The sequence below is a fragment of the Pseudomonas sp. TWRC1-2 genome (genome assembly GCF_049896685.1).
Classification (GTDB): domain Bacteria; phylum Pseudomonadota; class Gammaproteobacteria; order Pseudomonadales; family Pseudomonadaceae; genus Aquipseudomonas.
Map to the genome: position 1 here is coordinate 156,566 of NZ_JAFCUU010000010.1, position 19,706 is coordinate 176,271.

A 19,706-nucleotide genomic window follows, 5' to 3' on the forward strand; every position below is an offset into this window, starting at 1 on the left:
CCCGCTTATGACCAGCAGTCCCGAACACGCAAGGCTCTTGCGCCTGGCCACCCGCGCGTCGGTGGGCGTGGCCTGTGCGCTGATTATTACCAAGGCCATTGCCTGGTGGTTCAGTGGCTCGGTGAGCATGCTCGCCGGGTTGACCGACTCGCTGCTTGATGGCGTGACCTCGTTGCTCAACCTGCTGGCAGTGCATTACGCGCTGCGCCCGGCCGATGATGACCACCGTTATGGGCATGGCAAGGCGGAGTCGCTGTCGGGCATGGCCCAGGCGTTGTTTATCGCCGGCAGTGCGGTGTTGATCGCGTTCCAGGCGTACCAGCGTTTGCACCATCCGGAACCGGTCGGCGCGCCTTGGCTGAGCATCGGGGTCATCGTGTTTTCGCTGGTGATGACGGTGGCGCTGCTGATGCTGCAACACCGGGTGATCCGCGAAACCGGCTCCTACGCCGTGCGCGCGGACTCGCTGCACTACCGTTCAGACTTGATGCTCAATGGCAGCATTCTGGTGGCGTTGGTGTTGGCGGGGTTTGGCTTCAATCAGGTCGATGCGTGGTTCGGCCTGGGCATCGCCGCGTACATTTTGTGGAGCGCCATCCAGATCGCCCGTGAAAGCTTTGCGGTGTTGATGGACGAGGAACTGCCAGCCGATGTGAGCCAGCACATGCTGGAACTGGCGCGCGGTGTGCCAGGCGTGTTGGGTGCACATGATTTGCGCACGCGGATTTCCGGCAGCCACTGGTTTGTGCAACTGCATCTGGAGTTGCCGGGGGAATTATCGTTGTCGGTTGCCCACGGCATCAGCGACCAGGCCGCCGATGCCATTCACAACGCCTACCCGCGCGCCGAAGTGCTGGTGCACGCCGACCCGCGGGAAGTGGTCACGGGCAATAAGGCCTAGTACTGCACCTGATACCCGCGGCTGGTGAGGCAGTTGCCCTGGGCTTGGCGGTAGGTTTGCACCACCGCGGGGTCCGGGGCGTAGGTGACGGTCCGTGGGTCGAAACCGCTTTGTTGCACTGCCCAGCGATAACAGTCGTAGCCGTCCTGCTGCACCTGCGCCGGTGACTGGCCGTTGGCCGGGTAGGCCACCACGTCATAGCCATTGCCCTGCGGCGCGGGTTGCGGTGCCGGCACTTCTGTCGGCGGCTGCACTACCACGTACTGCTGGGTGGCGCTTTCGTAGGTGTAGTACGAACCCGCTGCGAGGAAGAACAGCGCGCTCCCCACCCACACTTCGCGCGCATAGTCCGGCAGGTATTGCACGCGGATGCCGTACGGCGGCGTCACCACGACATAACGCGGGCCTTGCGGGCGATACCAGTAGCCGCCGGAGAAGAAATAATCCTGGCCACGGTAAGGCACGCGGTAGTTGCGGTCGGGGAACCGATCTACCGTATAGCCGGGGCGATATTGCGGGCCAGGGCCCCAACCAGTGCCGTGCCCACTGGGGCGACCCGGCCAGCGGTTGTCGTTGGGGTGACCATTATTGAACCCGCCACCTGGGCGCCCGGGGCCATTGCCGGCCTGCCAATGCTGGTTGCCATCGTTACGGCGCGGGATGTCCTGATAGTGACCCTGGCGCGGCTCCTGGGTTTGCCGAACCGTGTCCGGGCGCCCCTGAATCGGCAGGTTATTCGCGGGCTGTGGCGCTGGCCGAGGCTGTTCGGCACCTTGCGGGCGACCTTGCCATTGCCCACCGCCGTGCTGCTGTTGTTCGGCGCGATCAAAATGCTGGTTTTGCGGCCGAGGCTGATTGTTCTCGACACGCGGGTTCTGCGGGCGCGGCTGGTTGATTTCCGGGCGCGGTTGATTGTTCTGCGGGCGTGGTTGGTTATTTTGCGGTCGCGGCTGTTCGTTGCCTTGCCGTCCGCCTTCGGGACCTCTTTCATGCTGACCGCCCCCTTCAGAGCGCGGGTCGTCGGCCATTACTTGCGAGCCAACGGTCATCATCAGCAAACCTACACCTGCCATACGCCAGATGCGCTTCATGCTATTCCTCACTGCGGATAAGGGCCTAGAACGTCCGGCCTCATAGATGAGACTGGAAAAGCCTCGCCCGGTTCTGAGACAGGTTATCAGTCACGAGAAGTATTTTTTTGGGTAAAAACGCGCGCAAAGAAAAAGGGGTGACCCGTCGGCCACCCCTTGAGAATTTCGTCCGTGCTCAACGCTTTTGACGTTGGCTCACCTCACGCCGTCTTGTGGACAGTGTGCAGCCTGGAGGCCGACTCAACCCTGCTCGGGCGGCGGCCGCAGCGGGCCTGATTGGGCGGGCTGCAGTGGACTGTTGTCCAGGCGGTGATTCTGTTGGTAATCATAGGCCCGCCGCGCCGACAGATGATTGCGAAGATTGCGTCAATAAACAGTGCTTGCGCAATTTTTAACCCTTCATAGATAATTCGCCGCAATAGTTACGACAAAGGCCAACCCAATGAGCAAGCTTGACCGATACGACCTGAGTATTTTGGCGGAATTGCAGCGCGACGCGAGGATCTCCAACCAGGAGTTGGCCGAGCGTATCGGCTTGTCGCCTTCGCCCTGCTCGCGCCGGGTCAAGCAGCTTGAAGACGATGGCTACATCGCGCGCCAGGTCGCCTTGCTCGATCGCAAGATGCTCGGCCTGAGCCTAACGGCCTATGTGCTGATCGGCATGGACCGCCACACACCCGAGCGTTTCGAGAATTTCGAAGCGGCGATTCGCACCCTGCCGCAAGTGCTCGAATGCAGTTTGGTCACTGGGATGGATGCGGACTATCAGTTGAAAGTGGTGGTGCCGGACATGGATCACTACCAGAAACTGCTGCTGGGCCACCTGACCCGCATTGAAGGCGTGACCAGCGTGCGCTCGAGCTTTGTACTCAATCAGGTACTCAACAGCACCGAATTGCCGCTGACCCACCTGCGTACTTAAGGTTGCAGAAGATCAAATGTGGGAGCTGGCTTGCCTGCGATACAGGCCACTCGGTGTATCAGCCAGCCCCAGTTGATGCTATCGCGGGCAAGCCAGCTCCCACATTGACCGCGTCAAGACTCAGGTCAATGTTGCGCCTGATGCCCTGCTTTATACTTCCCGCCTGCCCTGCCGGAAAATTCCCACATGAACAACATCGACCCCGCCGTGTTTGAAGAATGGATGATGACTGGCCTGGTCACCATTCTGATCATTTTCATGGGCTTTATCGTTTGGGACTTGGCGAAGAAATCCAAAGCCGGGCGCTTTGGCTCGTTCATTCTGTTCTTTGTACTGGGCCTGGGCGTGGCCGCGTTCATCATCAAGAGCGTGGTGATCGGCCTGATCGAATCCGGCGCCTTATAAACGCGCCGGCACTTCCTTCCATTGGCCTTGGTCCAGGCCATCAATCGACCAATCCCCGATACGCACGCGCACCAGGCGCAAGGTCGGTAAGCCCACCGCAGCGGTCATGCGCCGTACCTGGCGGTTACGCCCTTCACGAATCACCAGCTCCAGCCAGTGCGTGGGCACGCTCTTGCGAAAGCGCACCGGCGGGTTGCGCGGCCATAATTCAGGTTCGTCCAACTGCCGGGCTTGCGCCGGCAAGGTCATGCCGTCATTAAGCTCCACGCCGTCGCGCAGGCGCTGCAATTGCTCTTCGGTCGGTTCGCCCTCGACTTGCACCCAGTAGGTTTTCGCCAGCTTGTGCTTGGGGTCGGCAATCCGCGCCTGCAGTTGGCCATCGTTGGTCAGCAGCAGCAGGCCTTCGCTGTCACGGTCCAGGCGGCCAGCCGGGTAGATACCGGGGATGTTGATAAAATCCTTGAGGGTCGCGCGCCCGCCTTCGTCGCTGAACTGGGTCAGCACATCGAACGGTTTATTGAACAGGATCAGTTTCGGCTCGGCCGGTGGCGCCTTGGCGACACGCCGGGGAGCGGGATACGCAGGTTTCACGCCAGGGCGGCGCGAGTCGGGACGGGTGGGACGGGACATGGCAAAAGGAACATCTAACGGTCAGGACCGACAATGCTAGTGGCCTGACCGCTAAATGACCATCCCAACCGCTTAGCGGAACGGCGGCTCGTCGAAGCTGCGCAGTTTGCGCGAGTGCAGCGAGTTGAGTTCGGTGCGCAACAGGTCCACCGCCTCGATGCCGATCTTCAAGTGCTGGCTGACCGCACGCTCATAGAACGCGTTGGCCGAACCTGGCAGCTTGATCTCGCTGTGCAGCGGTTTGTCCGAGACGCACAGCAACGTGCCATATGGCACCCGCAGACGATAACCCTGGGCGGCGATGGTGCCGCTTTCCATGTCCACGGCCACGGCGCGGGACAGGTTGATCAGCGGCCGTTCCTGGGCCCAACGCAGCTCCCAGTTGCGGTCGTCGTAGGTCAACACGGTGCCGGTGCGCAGGCGCTTTTTCAGCTCCTCGCCTTTTTCGCCGGTAACGTTGGCCGCCGCTTGCTGCAGGGCCATCTGCACTTCGGCCAGGGCCGGGATCGGAATATTCGGCGGCACTACGCGGTCCAGAATCCCGTCGCGGCGCATGTAGGCGTGGGCCAGTACGTAATCGCCAATGGTCTGGGATTGGCGCAGGCCGCCGCAGTGACCAATCATCAGCCAGCAATGCGGGCGCAGCACGGCCAGGTGGTCGGTGATGTTCTTGGCGTTGGACGGGCCGACGCCGATGTTCACCAGGGTCACGCCGTGGCCATCAGTGGCCTGCAGGTGATAGGCAGGCATCTGGTAACGGTGCCAGACCACGCCCGCCGCAATCGCCGAGGCTTCGCCGTGGTCCATGCTCTTGTCGATGATCACGTTGCCCGGCAGCACCATGCGGATAAACCGCGGGTCACTGCGCAATTGCTCCAGGCCATGCAGGATGAACTGGTCAACATAGCGATGGTAGTTGGTCAGCAGGATCCACGGCTGCACATGGCGCCAGTCGCTGCCGGTGTAGTGCACCAGGCGGCGCAGGGAGAAGTCCACGCGGGCGGCATCGAACAGCGCCAGCGGCAGCGGGTCGGTGTTTTCCCAGTCGTAAAGGCCATCGGCGATACCGTCGGTGGCCGCGGACAGGTCGGTGCTGGGGAACACGCGCGCCAGGGTCGCGGCGGTCACGCCGGAGCCGGCCAGTTCGTCGCCCTGCTCCACCACATACGGGTACGGAATATTCTGTTGGCTCACGCCGACTTCCACCGTCACGGTGAAGTCGTGCATCAGCGGCACCAGCTGCTCCAGCAGGTACTTACGGAATGCGCCCGGATGGGTGACGGTGACGCTGTAGGTCCCCGGCAACTGAACCTTGGCGTACGCCCGAGTGGTCTGTGGGACTTCGCCATGGCAATGGTAGGTCAGGCGCAGTTCTGGATAGCGAAACAGTGCGCGTTGCGCGGCGTCGGGCTCGACGCGGTCCTTGAGGTATTGCTTGAGGGCTTGATTGAGCGCGCCGGTAGCGCGCTCGTGAAGAGCCGCCAGCCGATCCACGGCTTCTTCGGCGGTTTGAACGACAACAAAAGCTTCGGTCACGGTAAGCATCCTGTGTTCTGACTTGCAGGCCTTTATCTTGCCTGTATCCCGGCCTCACTGAAACAGTAGTGATTGGAATGCGGTTAATAATGTGGGAGCGGGCTTGCTCGCGAATGCGGTGTATCAGTCACCTGCTCAGTCACTGAAGAACCGTATTCGCGAGCAAGCCCGCTCCCACATTTTGACCGAATGTAGTCAGAGGGTTGGGGTTGAACGCGCGACGATCGCTTCTACATCCACGCCTCGCGGCAAGGTGCCATACACCCGACCGGACGACTCGCCCAAGCGGCTGGCGATAAAGCCATCACTGACCGCCGCGTTCCCGGCCTCCAGCAACAGTTTGGCCTGCAACGCCACGGCAATATCCTCGGTCAGTTGGCGGGCGCGGTACTGGATGTCCTGAGTGTCCATGAACGCCGACTTCAGCTGCTCGATATGCCGCGCCAGTTGCGTGTGGCCATGCCCGTCCCCGAGTTCGACAAACAGCGCCTCCAGCACGCCCGGCTCTTTCGACAGCGCCCGCAACACGTCCAGGCACTGCACATTGCCGGAACCTTCCCACGTTGAATTCACCGGCGCCTCACGGTACAAGCGCGGGAGGATGCTGTCCTCGACATACCCGGCACCGCCCATGCACTCGGCCGCCTCGTTGATCATTGCTGGCGCGCGCTTGCAGATCCAATACTTGCCCACTGCCGTCACCAGCCGGGCAAATTTGGCTTCCTGCTCGTTATCCAGATGATCCAGCGCCCGGCCCATGCGCATGCTCAATGCCAGCGACGCCTCGCTTTCCAGGGCCAGGTCGGCCAATACGTTTTGCATCAGCGGCTGCTCACTCAACACACGGCCACCTACCAAGCGGTGCGCGCAATGATGACTGGCCTGGGTCAACGCCTGACGCATCAGCGCGCTGGAGCCAACCATGCAGTCGAAGCGGGTCATGGCGACCATTTCGATAATGGTCGGCACGCCACGGCCCTCTTCGCCGATCATCCAGGCCAACGCGCCCCGAAACTCCACTTCGCTGGAGGCGTTGGAGCAGTTACCGAGTTTGTTTTTCAGGCGCTGGATGTAGAACTCGTTGCGGGTGTCATCCGGGCGGTGCCGGGGCAGCAGGAAACAGGTCAGTCCTTTGTCGGTCTGCGCCAACGTGAGGAACGCATCACACATCGGCGCCGAGCAGAACCACTTGTGCCCCACCAGTTCATAGGCTTGCCCTGGGCCGCCCGCGCCCACTGGATACGCGCGGGTGGTGTTGGCGCGCACGTCGGTGCCACCCTGCTTCTCGGTCATGGCCATGCCGATGGTGGCCCCGGCCTTGTGGGCGATGCCGACATTGCGCGGGTCGTATTCGGTGCTGAGGATTTTCGGCAGCCAGGTCTGCGCCAGATCCGGTTGCAGGCGCAGGGCCGGTACGCAGGCGAAGGTCATGGTCAGCGGGCAGCCGGTGCCCGCTTCGGCCTGGCTGTGCAGGTAGGTCATGGCGGCGCGCGCCACATGGGCGCCGGGTTGTGGGTGCGCCCACGGCAGCGATGGCAGGCCATGCTCGACGGCGGTGCGCATCAGCTCGTGGTACGCCGGATGAAACGCCACGCAGTCGATGCGATGGCCATAGCGGTCATGGCTGTTGAACACCGGCTTGTTCTCGTTTGCCAGGAACCCGGCCGCCATCAACGGCCCGCCCGCCAGTGCGCCATACGCATCGATACGCGCATGGGCCCAGCCGGCGCCAAAGCGGCGCGACCACTCTTGCAGGGGCACGTCGATGCGGTACAGGTTGGTGCCGTCCAGAGACGGTGGCTGATTGGTGACGTCGTGGGTTTCGGCGAACTGATGCAGGTTCATGACGGGCCTCCTGAAAAAAGGCCACGTGCAGTTGAGGCCTGAATTTCAGTTAAGCACCGTCACCGGGCTTAAAAAAGTGGCATACGCGCCTAATGTCCGGCACTTTCGCCCTCTAACGGGCACAGCAGCCGACGCTCCAGCACCGCCTGCAGCGCTTCAAAACGCACGGGCTTGGCCAGCCGGTCAGTGATGCCGATGCCATGGCAGCGCTCCCGGTCCGTCCCATTCAGTGAGGTACTCAGGGCGATCACCGGCAGTTCGCCACACCCCGGCAGTGCACGAATCTGACAGCACAATGAGAACCCGCCTTCAGGCACATCCAGCAGCACCGCATCAAATGTTTCACTCTGCAGCATCGCCAGCGCAGACGAACCGTTGTCCACGGTTTTCACCCGATAACCCAGCTTGAGCAGCATGCCACGCACCGCCAGTTGGCCGACGCTGTTGTCGTCCACCAGCAGCACCGCGCACTCGTGGGGCGCGCGCTGCGTCAAGGTTTCCTGGGGCGTCGCTTTGGGCTCAGGTGGCACCGGGCTTACCGTCACCTCGAGTTGGAAACGGCTGCCCTTGCGCGGCTCGGAATGATGGGTCAGGCGCCCACCGAGCAGTTCGATCAGCTGTCGGCAGATCGCCAGGCCGATGCCCAGGCCGCCGTATTCGCGGGTGGTTGAGCCGTCGAGTTGGAAGAAGCGCTGATACAGCGTGGCCTCGTCGAGGAAAGCGAAGCCGATACCACTGTCGGTGACGATAAAGCTCAGGCGCAAGCTGCCATCGTTTTGTGGAACACCCACCACGCGCAGGCGCACCGCGCCTTCGTGGGTGAACTTGAACGCGTTGTCGAGCAGACAATCCATGCACTGGATCAGTTTGTCGGCATCGCCGATCACGCGGTCCGGCAACTCGTCCGCCACGTCGATGGAAAATGCCAGGCCCTTGTTCTGCGCGCCGGTGCTGAACTGCTGACGCAAGGTGTCGAGCGCACCGCGCAGGCTGAACACCTGGGGCTGGGCGGTCAGGCGCCCGGCTTGCAGTTCGGTCAGGGTGAGGATGCCGTTGACCATGCGCATCATGTCCCGCGCCGAGCCGGCGGCGGTTTGCTGGTACTGCGCCAGGTCATCGTCCAACGGCACGGTTTGCATCAGCTCAAGGGAGCCGATCACGCCATTCATCGGTGTGCGCAGTTCGTGGGTCAGGGTGGCGAGGAATTCGTCTTTCAGACGATTGCTGCGCGCGAGTTGCTGGTTGAGCACTTCGAGTTTCTGGCTGGCGTCGAACAGGATTTGCGCCTGCTGCTCACGCATGCCATTGATGCGGTCCGCCAGGGCCAGTGAGAGCAGCGCCACTTCGATGGCCGAGCCGAGCTGACTGGCGTACATGGTGAGGAACATATTCGGCAGGTAGCCCAACACCATCATCGTGTTGACCACCCCGCCGAGCAGGAATGCCGACCAGGCGATGATGAAATACCGCGCCATGCGCTGGCCGCAATACCAGGCCTTGATCGCGGCAACAAAGATGGTCACGGTAAACACCAGCGCCAGACCGGTGGCCAGGCGCAGGGCCACCGCATAGCTGGTCAGCAGCGCCAGCACCATCACCACCGCGCCGCAGGTCGCCAGCGCCAGCAAGATCCGGTCGAGCCAGCGGCTGTGCTGCGCGGTGTGCAGGAAGCTGCGCGCGAACAGGCTGCCGAACAGCGCTGCCGACCCGATCAGGAACGGCACCGCTGCATTCGACCACCACGGGTTGTTCGGCCAGAAGTACTCCACGGCCACGCCATTGACTGACAGTTGGTACAGGCCGAACGAGGCGATATACAGGATGTAATAGAGGTAGCTGGTGTCGCGTACGCTGAGGTAGATAAACAGGTTGTAGACCAGCATCCCCAGCAGTACGCCATAGATGGCGCCCAGCACATACAAGCGCAGCGGCTGTTCTTCCAGGTAGGCTGTGCCGGCCCAGAGCGTCAACGGCGCCTGGATCGAGCCTTCGCTTTGCAGGCGCAGGTACACGGTTTGCTGCTGGTCGGGCACAAAGTTGAGCTTGAACAGGTAATTGCTCTGGCGCACTTCACGGCTGGAAAAAGGCAGTGCACTGCCGGTGCGGGTGGTCAGTCGGTAGCCGCCGGTGCCGTCGTTCTGGTACAGGTCCAGACGGTTCAGCGGCGGGTACGCCAGCTCCAGAAACCAGGTACGCGGCGCGCGAGGGTCAGTGGCGGTGTAATGCAGATCGACCTTGAGCCAGAACACCGAGCGTGAATAACCGGCATTGAGGGTGGCTTGGTCGTGGGTCTTGAACTGGGCGGCGTAGGCGGGGGAACTGACTTGGGCGATGGTGAGGGCGTCGGTAGGGTCTTCGAGTACTTGCATGACCCGGCCCAGCGGCAGGCTTCGAGTGCTCTGATTGAACTCGACGGCGCCGGCGAGCATCGGCAGCCCGCACAATAATAAGATCAGCAAATAGCGCATAGAGCCCCAGCGTGGCCTGTCCGGTTATGTCAAAAGCCCCCATTCCTTTTGAGAAGACGTATGCCGGCGATACAGTAAGTTGTTTGGATCCACTCTAGCATAGCCGCTGGAGGCCATTAGACACCATTGAAATAATTTTTTGAAAGGCTCTAGCACGCGGCTTTCAACGCATTTATGACCCAACACTCGATAATGGCTATCAGCCATAAATGCGCCTGGACAGCGGCAAAATTCAACCCTCGCCAGACAGCCACGCAAAAAGCGTTTGGTGGTAAGCTCGCGCACCATGAATATCTACAGCTCTCGCCCCGTTGTCCTCTGTCTCTCCGGCCATGACCCAAGTGGTGGCGCCGGCCTGCAGGCAGATATCGAAGCCCTGCTCGCCCAAGGCTGTCATGCGGCTCCGGCCGTTACCGCCCTGACCGTGCAGAACACCGTCAATGTCAGCGATTTCCGCGTGCTCGACCGCGAGTGGGTCCTGGCCCAGGCGAATGCCGTGCTCGGCGATTCCGAAGTGGCGGCGGTCAAGCTTGGCATGCTCGGCTCTACCGCGATGGTCGACACCGTGGTCGAACTGCTGCAGGCGCACCCGCACCTGCCGGTGGTGTGCGACCCGGTGCTGCGGGCCGGCGGCGGTGGCAGCCTGGGCAAGGACGAAGTCGGCTACGCGATGCGCGAGCGGCTGCTGCCGTTGTCGCTGATCGCCACGCCCAACTTGCCTGAAGCGCGCATCCTCGCCGAATTGCCTGAAGGCACCGCGGACGAATGCGCCGAGAAGCTGCTGCCGTTTATCAAGCACCTGCTGATAACCGGCGGCCACGGCGACGAGCATGAAGTGCACAATCGCCTGTACAGCCGCGACGGCACGCGCCAGACCTTTACCTGCCAGCGCCTGCCCGGCAGCTATCATGGTTCGGGCTGCACGCTGGCCAGCGCACTGGCCGGTCGCATCGCCCAGGGCGAAGGCCTGGTCAGTGCTGTGCAGTCGGCGCTCAACTACACTTGGCGCACCTTGCGTGACGCCGAACAACTCGGCCAGGGCCAGTTCGTGCCGCGCCGTTTGCCGCTGGATTTCTGCTCTTAAAGCACAAGAGGCCTGCCCGATGAAACTACGTGGCCTGTATGCCATTACCGACAGCCAACTGTTGGCCGGCAAATTTCTCGCCTACGTCGAAGCGGCATTGGACGGCGGCGTAACCCTGCTGCAGTACCGCGACAAAAGCAGCGACGAAGCCCGCCGCCTGCGAGAGGCGGAGAAACTGCGCGAGCTGTGCTCGCGCTACAAGACCCAGCTCATTATCAATGACGACGCCGAACTGGCCGCGCGCCTGGGCGTGGGCGTACACCTGGGCCAAACCGACGGCCCACTGACTCCGGCCCGAGCGTTGCTCGGTTCCAAAGCGATCATCGGCGCCACCTGCCACAGCCAGATCGAACTGGCCGAACAGGCCGCCAAAGAAGGCGCCAGCTACGTCGCCTTCGGCCGCTTCTTCAATTCCAACACCAAGCCCGGCGCACCCGCCGCCACCGTTGACATGCTGGCCCAGGCCCGCGCGCGCCTGCAGCTGCCGATCTGCGTGATCGGCGGCGTCACCCTGGAAAACGCCGAACCGCTGGTGGCCCACGGTGCCGACCTGCTCGCCGTGGTGCACGGCCTGTTCGGTGCCGACAGCACCCAGGAAGTCACGCGCCGCGCGCGCGCATTCAACGATCTTCTTAAAATTTCAGTTTAGAGAGCCCGACCATGTCCCGTTCCGAAACCCTGTTTGCCAATGCTCAGAAACACATTCCCGGCGGTGTGAACTCCCCCGTGCGTGCGTTCAAGAGCGTGGGCGGTACGCCGTTGTTCTTCAAGCATGCCGAAGGCGCCTACGTCACCGACGAAGATGACAAGCGCTACGTTGACTACGTGGGTTCCTGGGGGCCGATGATCCTCGGCCACAGCCACCCGGACGTGCTCGATGCGGTGCGCCAGCAGTTGCAACACGGCCTGTCCTACGGCGCTCCGACCGCCATGGAAACCGAGATGGCAGACTTGGTGTGCTCGATCGTGCCGTCGATGGAGATGGTGCGCATGGTCAGCTCAGGCACCGAGGCCACCATGAGTGCCATTCGCCTGGCCCGTGGTTTTACCGGCCGCGACAGCATCATCAAGTTCGAAGGCTGCTACCACGGCCACTCCGACAGCCTGCTGGTAAAAGCCGGTTCCGGCGCGCTGACCCAGGGCGTGCCGAGCTCGGCCGGTGTACCGGCGGCCTTCGCCAAGCACACCCTGACCCTGCCATTCAACGACATCGCCGCCGTCGAGCAGATGCTCAGCGAAGTGGGCCAAGAGGTGGCGTGCATCATCGTCGAGCCGGTCGCCGGCAACATGAACTGCGTGCCGCCGGCGCCTGGTTTCCTTGAAGGCCTGCGCGAGCAGTGCGACAAGCACGGCGTAGTGCTGATTTTCGACGAAGTCATGACCGGTTTCCGTGTCGCCCTCGGCGGCGCCCAGGCTTACTACGGCGTCACGCCCGACCTGAGCACCTTCGGCAAGATCATCGGCGGCGGCATGCCGGTGGGTTGCTTCGGCGGCAAGCGCGACATCATGCAGCACATCGCGCCACTGGGCCCGGTGTACCAGGCGGGCACCTTGTCGGGTAACCCATTGGCGATGGCGGCCGGCCTGACCACCTTGCGCCTGATCAGCCGCCCGGGCTTTCACGCCGAGCTGACCGACTACACCACGCGCCTGCTCGATGGCCTGCAACAGCGCGCCGATGCGGCCGGCATCCCGTTCGTCACCACGCAAGCCGGTGGCATGTTCGGCCTGTACTTCAGCGGTGCCGACGATATCGTCACCTTCGATGACGTGATGGGCAGCGATGCCGACCTGTTCAAGCGCTTCTTCCACTTGATGCTGGAAGGCGGCGTTTACCTGGCACCGAGCGCCTTCGAAGCGGGCTTCACCTCGATCGCCCATGGCGATGCAGAGTTGAAATTGACCCTGGATGCTGCCGAGCGCGCCTTCGCTGCCCTGAAATAAGGGGCCTATCAAGCTGACGTTGCCTTGGGTGACGTCAGAATTTGCTACTTTGCTTACAGCGCTTTCCTGCATTTTTCGAGAAATCACCTGCAATCCGGCAGATAACTTGCCCACGCAGCAGAAAAACGAGTAAAGACTTTGTAAGCAGAGGCCTGCTTATTTCATAATGCGCGCTTATTGGACCCGCGAGGGTCCGCGCGCCCCGTCAGAGGTAAGTCGATTCCCATGAAACGCACCGGCCGCACCCTGGTTCTGGGCTGCCTGTTGCTCCTTCAGCCGCTGCTGGCACATGCACAAGCAGGCGGCAACTCGTTGTTAATCCCAGCGATGGGTCGTTGCACCCTCAATACCCAGCCAGACAGCCAGGCCGAAGCCCTGAGCGCGTGCCAGAAACAGGCCGACGGCGGGGATGCGCAGGCGCAATACGAGTTGGGCGAGTACTACCACGACGACAAAAACCCCGCCCGCGACCTCAACAAAGCCTTGAGCTATTTCGAGAAAGCGTCGCTGCAGGGCCATGCCCAATCGCAATTCGAACTGGGAAAAATGTTTTTCCATGGCGAAGGCGTGCCGGCCAATAACGTCCAGGCCTATATCGTGCTGAAAATGGCCGCGGTCAACGGCGCTGAAGACGCGCTGGACACCGCCGACGAAGTCGCCGAGCACATGCAGCGTGATGAGTTGGAAGTGGCGACCCAGGTGCTGGGCCAGATCTTCCGCAATTACTTGCAGGAATTGCAGAGTGCGGATGGGCGTTCGCCCTTCTCGCCCCTTCCCTGATTTCAGCTAAACCCTTCTACCGCTATCGCAGACAAGCCAGCTCCCACACTTGAACGCGCTCCAAGATTGGAATGCAATCGAATGTGGGAGCTGGCTTGCCTGCGATGGGCACACCTCGGTCTAACGCGCTACTTCTCAGGCATTGGCATCGGAAACGGCATCACATTGCTGGTGCCACGCGCTTCGCTGATCTTTGGCGTGCCCAGGCGCTCGACTTCGTCGATGCGCACAATCGAATGCATCGGTACAAAGCTGCGTACCACGCCTTCAAACTGCGCTTTCAGCTTTTCCTCGCCCGGATCGACGACCAACTGGGTGCGCTCGCCAAAGACGAACTCTTCCACTTCCAGGAAGCCCCACAGATCACTTTGATAGATCTGCTTGGCGTACATTTCGAACACCTGGCCCTGGTTAAGGAAAATCACCTTATAGATTGGAGCTTCACGTTTGGTCATGGTGGGCGAATAACACATCGGGGATATAAAAGAGGGCGCGAACTATAGCATGGCACCCGATGCACAACGCTAGGAACCAATGGACATGCCCCCTATAATGCGCGGTTCTTTACCACCAGTTGACGATTCCCATGGCCAAGAAGCTTTACATCGAAACCCACGGTTGCCAGATGAACGAGTACGACAGCTCGCGCATGGTCGATCTGCTGGGCGAACATCAGGCCCTGGAAGTCACCGCCCGCGCCGAAGATGCTGACGTTATCCTGCTCAATACCTGCTCGATTCGTGAGCGCGCCCAGGACCGTGTGTATTCCCAGCTGGGCCGCTGGCGTGAGCTGAAACTGGCCAACCCGGACATGGTGATTGCCGTTGGCGGCTGCGTGGCCAGCCAGGAAGGCGCCGCGATCCGCGACCGCGCGCCCTATGTCGACGTGGTCTTCGGCCCGCAAACCCTGCACCGCCTGCCGGAAATGATCGACGCCGCGCGCATCACCAAGCTGCCGCAGGTGGACGTGTCGTTCCCGGAAATCGAAAAATTCGACCACTTGCCCGAGCCGCGCATCGACGGCCCGAGCGCCTATGTGTCGGTGATGGAAGGCTGCAGCAAGTACTGCACCTTCTGCGTGGTGCCCTACACCCGTGGTGAAGAAGTCAGCCGGCCGTTTGATGACGTGCTGGCAGAAATTATCCACCTGGCCGAAAACGGTGTGCGCGAAGTCACCCTGCTGGGCCAAAACGTCAACGGCTATCGCGGTCAGACCCACGATGGTCGCCTGGCCGACCTGGCAGAGTTGATCCGCGTAGTGGCCGCCGTCGATGGCATCGAGCGCATTCGCTACACCACCTCGCACCCGCTGGAGTTCTCCGACAGCCTGATCCAGGCCCATGCCGAAGTGCCGGAGTTGGTCAAACACCTGCACTTGCCGGTGCAATCGGGCTCGGACCGCATTCTGTCGGCGATGAAGCGCAACCACACGGCCCTGGAATACAAATCCAAGCTGCGCAAACTGCGCGCGGCGGTGCCGGGTATCTGCATCAGCTCGGACTTTATCGTCGGCTTCCCTGGGGAGACCGAGAAAGATTTCGAGCAGACCATGAAGCTGATCGAAGACGTCGGTTTCGACTTCTCCTACTCGTTCGTCTACAGCCAGCGACCGGGCACCCCGGCTGCCGACCTGGCGGATGAAACCCCGGAAGCGCTGAAAAAAGAGCGCTTGAACGCGCTGCAGCACCGTCTGAACCAGCAAGGTTTCGAGATCAGCCGACAAATGGTCGGCTCGATCCAGCGCATCCTGGTCACCGACTATTCGAAAAAAGACCCGGGCGAGCTGCAAGGGCGTACCGAGAACAACCGCATCGTCAACTTCCGCTGCGACAACCCAACCCTGATCGGCCAGTTTGCGGATGTGCACATTGATGCGGCGCAACCGCACTCGTTGCGCGGGTCGTTGGTTAACTGATCGCTCTGACCTGATGTAGATCAAAATGTGGGGCTGGCCTGCCTGCGATAGCGGTGAGTCAGCCGATACAACTGGCGCTGATACACCGCTATCGCAGGCAAGCCAGCTCCCACATGGGATCCGTGCTGCACTTGGGCTAGATAAGTGCTTTCGCACGTCGACGGCTGGCGTTATCCTCTCTTTCACCTCAACAGCCAAAGGGCGGCTAAAAGCGACCTTGAACGCACCCATAGAACCCCATCGTTTTCTCCTCGAGCCTTTTGAGGCTCGCCGTTTCGCCAACCTGTGCGGACAGTTCGACGAGCACCTGCGCCTGATCGAGCAACGCCTGAGCATCGAGATCCGCAACCGCGGCAATCAGTTCGAGCTTATTGGTGAACCCCAGCACACCACGTCTGCAGAAAACCTGCTCCGCCGCCTCTACCGCGAAACCAAGGGTAGTGAGCTGTCGCCGGAGACCGTGCACCTGTACCTGCAGGAATCTGCCGTGGAAGATTTGGCCAACAACCCGGTGGCCGAAGCCAGCGTGGCCCTGCGCACCAAAAAAGGCATGATTCGCCCGCGCGGCTTGAATCAGCAGCGCTACGTCAAAGAAATCCTCGGTAACGACATCAATTTCGGCATCGGCCCCGCCGGTACCGGCAAGACCTACCTGGCCGTGGCCTGTGCGGTGGACGCCCTGGAGCGCGAGCAAGTACGCCGCATTCTGTTGGTGCGCCCGGCGGTCGAGGCCGGCGAAAAGCTTGGCTTCCTGCCCGGCGACCTGGCCCAGAAGATCGACCCGTACCTGCGCCCGCTCTATGACGCGCTTTACGAGATGCTCGGCTTTGAATACGTGGCCAAACTGATCGAGCGCCAGGTGATCGAGATCGCCCCGCTGGCCTACATGCGTGGCCGTACGCTGAACAACAGCTTCATCATCCTCGACGAAAGCCAGAACACCACCGTCGAACAGATGAAGATGTTCCTGACCCGTATCGGTTTCGGCTCAACCGCCGTGATCACCGGTGACGTGACCCAGGTCGACCTGCCCAAGGGCACCAAGTCGGGCCTGGCCCAAGTTATCGAAGTGCTCAAGGACGTGCCGGGCATCAGCTTTACGCATTTCATGCCCAAAGACGTGGTGCGTCACCCGCTGGTGCAGCGCATCGTCGAAGCCTACGAGCGCTTCGACCACAAGGACGACGCACCCGCCAAGGACGTTCGCCGCGATGCTTGAGCTTGACCTGCAGCTGGCCACCGAGGCGCCCGCCCCCAGCGAAGAACAGTTCCGTCAATGGTGCACGCTGGCCCTGCGCCAGCGCACCGCCGACTCGGAGCTGACCATCCGCCTGGTGGACGAGCCCGAAGGCCGCGAACTGAATCACACGTGGCGCCAAAAGGATTACGCGACCAACGTGCTGTCCTTCCCAGCCGACGTGCCGGATGAGTTACTGGACATCCCGCTGCTGGGCGACCTGGTGATCTGTGTCGAGGTGGTGGAACGCGAAGCAAAGGATCAAGGCAAGGAACTTGAGGCCCATTGGGCCCATCTAGTGATCCACGGCTGCTTGCATCTCTTGGGTTACGACCATATAGACGATGACGAAGCGCTGGAGATGGAAACACTGGAACAAACGTTGCTTGCTGAATTGGGTCACCGCGACCCTTATGCAGACGACGAAATCGAAACTACACCTCACTGAAACAACAAAGGATTTAGAGTAATCGCTATGAGCGAAGACCGATCGAGCAACGGGCAGAAGTCATGGCTGGGTAAATTGACCCAGGCTTTTGCCCACGAGCCGAAAAACCGCCAGGAGCTGCTTGAGCTGCTGCGCGAGGCCCATCAGAACAAGTTGCTGGACAGCGAAGCGCTGGCCATCGTCGAAGGCGCCATTCAGGTGGCTGACCTGCAAGTCCGGGACATCATGGTCCCGCGTTCGCAGATGATCAGCATCAAGGCGACCCAGACCCCTCGGGAATTCCTCCCGGCCGTGATCGACTCGGCGCACTCGCGCTACCCGGTGATCGGTGAAAGCCATGACGACGTCATGGGTGTTCTGCTGGCCAAGGACCTGCTGCCGTTGATCCTCAAGGAGAACGGCGACAACTTCAACATCAAGGACCTGCTGCGTCCGGCCACCTTCGTGCCTGAATCCAAGCGCCTGAATGTGCTGTTGCGTGAATTTCGCGCCAACCACAATCACATGGCCATCGTGATCGACGAATACGGCGGCGTGGCGGGTCTGGTGACCATCGAAGACGTGCTGGAACAGATCGTCGGCGACATCGAAGACGAGCACGACGTCGAAGAAGACAGCTACATCAAGCCGCTGCCCAGCGGTGATTTCCTGGTCAAGGCGCTCACGCCGATCGAGAACTTCAACGAGTTCTTCGACAGCGAATTCTCCGACGACGAGTTCGACACCGTCGGCGGCCTGGTGATGAGCGCGTTCGGGCATCTGCCCAAGCGTAACGAGACCACCGAGATCGGCGCCTATCGCTTCCGCATCCTGAATGCCGACAGCCGCCGCATCCATTTGATTCGCCTGACACCTATTGCCCGCTAAGGATTGATATGCGCCGTCTGACCCGCCCCGGCTGGCCCGGTAACTTGCTGGCCGTGGTGGCCGGCGCCATCACCACCCTGGCGCTGGCGCCGTTCGATCTGTGGCCATTTGCACTGGTGGCAGTCGGGTTGTTCTATATCGGCCTGCGCGAGCTGACGCCACGTCAGGCCCTGGGCCGTGGTTGGTGTTTCGGCTTCGGCCTGTTTGGCGCCGGCACCAGCTGGATCTACTACAGCATTCACCATTTCGGCGGCGCTTCGGTGCTGCTGGCTGGCTTTTTGATGCTGCTGTTTACCGCCGCCATCGCCTGGTTTTTCGCCCTGCCCGCCTGGCTGTGGGCGCGCTGGCTGCGCCGTAATGAAGCACCGTTGGCCGACGCGCTGACGTTTGCTGCGTTGTGGGTCGGCCAGGAGGCGTTTCGCGGCTGGTTCCTCACCGGTTTCCCCTGGCTCTACTCTGGCTACAGTCAACTCGACGGCCCACTTACCGGCCTTGCGCCGCTGGGCGGGATGTGGCTGATTTCCTTCGCGCTGGCACTGACCGCTGCGGTGCTGTGCAACCTGCCACGCCTGCTGGCGAGCAAGCGCAACGGGTTCATCGGCGCAGGCCTGGTTCTGCTGGTTGCGCCCTGGGCCATCGGCCTGGCGCTCAAGCACCACGCCTGGACCACGCCCTCGGGCGCGCCCCTGACGGTGGCAGCGATCCAGGGCAACGTCGAACAAAGCATGAAGTGGGACCCGGAGCAGCTCAATGCGCAGTTGGCGCTGTACCGCGACATGAGCTTCAGCTCCAAGCGTGTCGACCTGCTGGTGTGGCCGGAAACCGCCGTGCCGGTGCTCAAGGATTCCGTCGAAGGCTATCTGGGCATGATGGGCAAGTTTGCTGCAGACCGGCACACGGCGCTGATCACCGGCGTGCCGATCCGCCAGGAAGTGCACCACCAGAAGCGTTTCTTCAATGGCATCACCGTGGTCGGCGAAGGCGAAGGCACTTACCTTAAGCAAAAGCTGGTGCCGTTTGGCGAATACGTGCCACTGCAGGACATGCTGCGCGGGCTGATTGCGTTCTTCGACCTGCCCATGTCGGACTTCGCTCGCGGCCCGTCCGACCAGGCGATGCTGCAGGCTAAGGGCTATCAGATTGCGCCTTTCATTTGCTATGAAGTGGTGTACCCGGAATTTGCCGCCGGCCTGTCGGCCCAGAGCGATCTGTTGCTGACCATCAGTAATGACACCTGGTTTGGCCGCTCCATCGGCCCGCTGCAACACCTGCAAATGGCGCAGATGCGCGCATTGGAAGCTGGTCGCTGGATGATTCGGGCGACCAACAACGGCGTTACCGGCCTGATCAACCCGTTCGGGCAGATCACCGCGCAGATCCCGCAGTTTGAGCGCGGGATCCTGTACGGCGAGGTGGTGCCGATGCACAACCTCACGCCGTACCTGCAATGGCGCTCATGGCCGTTGATCATCGTGTGCCTGGGGCTGTTTGGCTGGGCGTTGCTGGCGGGGCGGATGTCCAAGACGGTCTGACAGACAAACCCAAAATCAATGTGGGAGCGGGCTTGCTCGCGAATAGGGTGCATCAGCTAATGAACAGGCTGACTGACGCACCGCTTTCGCGAGCAAGCCCG

The 19,706-nt window shown here is 61.6% G+C and carries 18 protein-coding genes; 12 read left to right on the forward strand and 6 right to left on the reverse strand.

From position 1 onward, the window contains the following. The first annotated feature begins 7 nt into the window (after positions 1–7). The gene (locus ACP7B3_RS25540; RefSeq protein ID WP_426181754.1) at positions 8–901 is read left to right on the forward strand and encodes a cation diffusion facilitator family transporter; all 894 of its coding nucleotides are present in this window, start codon (positions 8–10) and stop codon (positions 899–901) included. Here the strand turns inward: ACP7B3_RS25540 and ACP7B3_RS25545 are convergent. Continuing rightward, positions 898–1,992 (reverse strand): DUF6515 family protein, encoded by a 1,095-nt coding sequence (locus tag ACP7B3_RS25545; RefSeq protein ID WP_426181757.1) that lies wholly within the window; start codon positions 1,990–1,992, stop codon positions 898–900. The two genes, ACP7B3_RS25540 and ACP7B3_RS25545, sit on opposite strands and share 4 nt — an antisense overlap. Positions 1,993–2,434: 442 nt before the next feature. On the opposite strand from ACP7B3_RS25545, the gene ACP7B3_RS25550 reads away from it, so the two are divergent. Both ACP7B3_RS25550 and ACP7B3_RS25555 read left to right on the forward strand, forming a co-directional pair. Then, on the forward strand, positions 2,435–2,914 hold the full coding sequence (locus ACP7B3_RS25550; protein WP_003194418.1) for an Lrp/AsnC family transcriptional regulator: 480 nt from the start codon (positions 2,435–2,437) through the stop codon (positions 2,912–2,914). Between the two features lie 195 nt (positions 2,915–3,109). Next, the gene (locus ACP7B3_RS25555; RefSeq protein ID WP_007975837.1) at positions 3,110–3,319 is read left to right on the forward strand and encodes a DUF2788 domain-containing protein; all 210 of its coding nucleotides are present in this window, start codon (positions 3,110–3,112) and stop codon (positions 3,317–3,319) included. Here the strand turns inward: ACP7B3_RS25555 and ACP7B3_RS25560 are convergent. The 4 genes from ACP7B3_RS25560 to ACP7B3_RS25575 form a co-directional block, all read right to left on the reverse strand. Further along, the gene (locus ACP7B3_RS25560) at positions 3,314–3,949 is read right to left on the reverse strand and encodes a pseudouridine synthase (RefSeq protein ID WP_426181760.1); all 636 of its coding nucleotides are present in this window, start codon (positions 3,947–3,949) and stop codon (positions 3,314–3,316) included. The genes ACP7B3_RS25555 and ACP7B3_RS25560 overlap by 6 nt on opposite strands. Before the next feature lie 72 nt (positions 3,950–4,021). Then, a complete protein-coding gene (amn, locus tag ACP7B3_RS25565) occupies positions 4,022–5,494 on the reverse strand; it encodes an AMP nucleosidase (RefSeq protein ID WP_178119700.1) in 1,473 nt (490 codons plus the stop codon). Between the two features lie 186 nt (positions 5,495–5,680). Further along, positions 5,681–7,330 carry an acyl-CoA dehydrogenase family protein gene (locus tag ACP7B3_RS25570; RefSeq protein WP_145162423.1) on the reverse strand — a complete coding sequence of 550 codons (1,650 nt, stop codon included), beginning with the start codon at positions 7,328–7,330 and terminating at the stop codon, positions 5,681–5,683. An 89-nt stretch (positions 7,331–7,419) separates the two neighbouring features. Then, complete coding sequence (locus tag ACP7B3_RS25575; RefSeq protein WP_262206751.1) at positions 7,420–9,798, reverse strand: hybrid sensor histidine kinase/response regulator; 2,379 nt, start codon at positions 9,796–9,798, stop codon at positions 7,420–7,422. A 286-nt stretch (positions 9,799–10,084) separates the two neighbouring features. Between ACP7B3_RS25575 and ACP7B3_RS25580 the strand changes: the two genes are divergently transcribed. From ACP7B3_RS25580 to ACP7B3_RS25595, 4 genes are all read left to right on the forward strand, one after another. Beyond that, the gene (locus ACP7B3_RS25580) at positions 10,085–10,882 is read left to right on the forward strand and encodes a hydroxymethylpyrimidine/phosphomethylpyrimidine kinase (protein WP_124418525.1); all 798 of its coding nucleotides are present in this window, start codon (positions 10,085–10,087) and stop codon (positions 10,880–10,882) included. A 19-nt stretch (positions 10,883–10,901) separates the two neighbouring features. Continuing rightward, positions 10,902–11,531, forward strand: coding sequence for a thiamine phosphate synthase (thiE, locus tag ACP7B3_RS25585; RefSeq protein WP_145162429.1), 630 nt, complete (start codon positions 10,902–10,904; stop codon positions 11,529–11,531). A gap of 11 nt (positions 11,532–11,542) precedes the next feature. Next, positions 11,543–12,826, forward strand: coding sequence for a glutamate-1-semialdehyde 2,1-aminomutase (gene hemL / locus ACP7B3_RS25590; RefSeq protein WP_106579359.1), 1,284 nt, complete (start codon positions 11,543–11,545; stop codon positions 12,824–12,826). A 225-nt stretch (positions 12,827–13,051) separates the two neighbouring features. After that, a complete protein-coding gene (locus ACP7B3_RS25595; protein WP_145162432.1) occupies positions 13,052–13,606 on the forward strand; it encodes a tetratricopeptide repeat protein in 555 nt (184 codons plus the stop codon). A gap of 128 nt (positions 13,607–13,734) precedes the next feature. Here the strand turns inward: ACP7B3_RS25595 and ACP7B3_RS25600 are convergent, their stop codons facing one another. Beyond that, positions 13,735–14,061 carry a DUF1820 family protein gene (locus tag ACP7B3_RS25600; protein ID WP_003194436.1) on the reverse strand — a complete coding sequence of 109 codons (327 nt, stop codon included), beginning with the start codon at positions 14,059–14,061 and terminating at the stop codon, positions 13,735–13,737. 131 nt (positions 14,062–14,192) lie between these two features. On the opposite strand from ACP7B3_RS25600, the gene miaB reads away from it, so the two are divergent. From miaB to lnt, 5 genes are all read left to right on the forward strand, one after another. Beyond that, entirely contained in the window at positions 14,193–15,521 is a 1,329-nt protein-coding gene (gene miaB, locus ACP7B3_RS25605) for a tRNA (N6-isopentenyl adenosine(37)-C2)-methylthiotransferase MiaB (protein ID WP_145162435.1), read from the forward strand. Positions 15,522–15,738: 217 nt separating this feature from the next. Beyond that, complete coding sequence (locus ACP7B3_RS25610) at positions 15,739–16,740, forward strand: PhoH family protein (RefSeq protein ID WP_145162438.1); 1,002 nt, start codon at positions 15,739–15,741, stop codon at positions 16,738–16,740. Further along, on the forward strand, positions 16,733–17,206 hold the full coding sequence (gene ybeY, locus ACP7B3_RS25615; protein ID WP_426181769.1) for an rRNA maturation RNase YbeY: 474 nt from the start codon (positions 16,733–16,735) through the stop codon (positions 17,204–17,206). The genes ACP7B3_RS25610 and ybeY overlap by 8 nt, the downstream gene beginning before the upstream one ends. 27 nt (positions 17,207–17,233) lie before the next feature. Further along, entirely contained in the window at positions 17,234–18,073 is an 840-nt protein-coding gene (locus tag ACP7B3_RS25620) for an HlyC/CorC family transporter (protein ID WP_015373027.1), read from the forward strand. Between the two features lie 8 nt (positions 18,074–18,081). Beyond that, a complete protein-coding gene (lnt, locus tag ACP7B3_RS25625) occupies positions 18,082–19,605 on the forward strand; it encodes an apolipoprotein N-acyltransferase (RefSeq protein ID WP_145162444.1) in 1,524 nt (507 codons plus the stop codon). Positions 19,606–19,706: the final 101 nt, after the last annotated feature.

Bases quoted from the DNA above. Each gene is read 5' to 3' on its own strand.
- ACP7B3_RS25580 (WP_124418525.1), top strand. From the start codon at position 10,085: ATGAATATCTACAGCTCTCGCCCCGTTGTCCTCTGTCTCTCCGGCCAT.
- ACP7B3_RS25600 (WP_003194436.1), bottom strand. From the start codon at position 14,061: ATGACCAAACGTGAAGCTCCAATCTATAAGGTGATTTTCCTTAACCAG.
- amn (WP_178119700.1), bottom strand. From the start codon at position 5,494: ATGCTTACCGTGACCGAAGCTTTTGTTGTCGTTCAAACCGCCGAAGAA.
- ACP7B3_RS25550 (WP_003194418.1), top strand. From the start codon at position 2,435: ATGAGCAAGCTTGACCGATACGACCTGAGTATTTTGGCGGAATTGCAG.
- thiE (WP_145162429.1), top strand. From the start codon at position 10,902: ATGAAACTACGTGGCCTGTATGCCATTACCGACAGCCAACTGTTGGCC.
- ACP7B3_RS25545 (WP_426181757.1), bottom strand. From the start codon at position 1,992: ATGAAGCGCATCTGGCGTATGGCAGGTGTAGGTTTGCTGATGATGACC.
- miaB (WP_145162435.1), top strand. From the start codon at position 14,193: ATGGCCAAGAAGCTTTACATCGAAACCCACGGTTGCCAGATGAACGAG.
- ACP7B3_RS25560 (WP_426181760.1), bottom strand. From the start codon at position 3,949: ATGTCCCGTCCCACCCGTCCCGACTCGCGCCGCCCTGGCGTGAAACCT.
- hemL (WP_106579359.1), top strand. From the start codon at position 11,543: ATGTCCCGTTCCGAAACCCTGTTTGCCAATGCTCAGAAACACATTCCC.
- lnt (WP_145162444.1), top strand. From the start codon at position 18,082: ATGCGCCGTCTGACCCGCCCCGGCTGGCCCGGTAACTTGCTGGCCGTG.
- ACP7B3_RS25570 (WP_145162423.1), bottom strand. From the start codon at position 7,330: ATGAACCTGCATCAGTTCGCCGAAACCCACGACGTCACCAATCAGCCA.
- ybeY (WP_426181769.1), top strand. From the start codon at position 16,733: ATGCTTGAGCTTGACCTGCAGCTGGCCACCGAGGCGCCCGCCCCCAGC.
- ACP7B3_RS25575 (WP_262206751.1), bottom strand. From the start codon at position 9,798: ATGCGCTATTTGCTGATCTTATTATTGTGCGGGCTGCCGATGCTCGCC.
- ACP7B3_RS25540 (WP_426181754.1), top strand. From the start codon at position 8: ATGACCAGCAGTCCCGAACACGCAAGGCTCTTGCGCCTGGCCACCCGC.
- ACP7B3_RS25620 (WP_015373027.1), top strand. From the start codon at position 17,234: ATGAGCGAAGACCGATCGAGCAACGGGCAGAAGTCATGGCTGGGTAAA.
- ACP7B3_RS25595 (WP_145162432.1), top strand. From the start codon at position 13,052: ATGAAACGCACCGGCCGCACCCTGGTTCTGGGCTGCCTGTTGCTCCTT.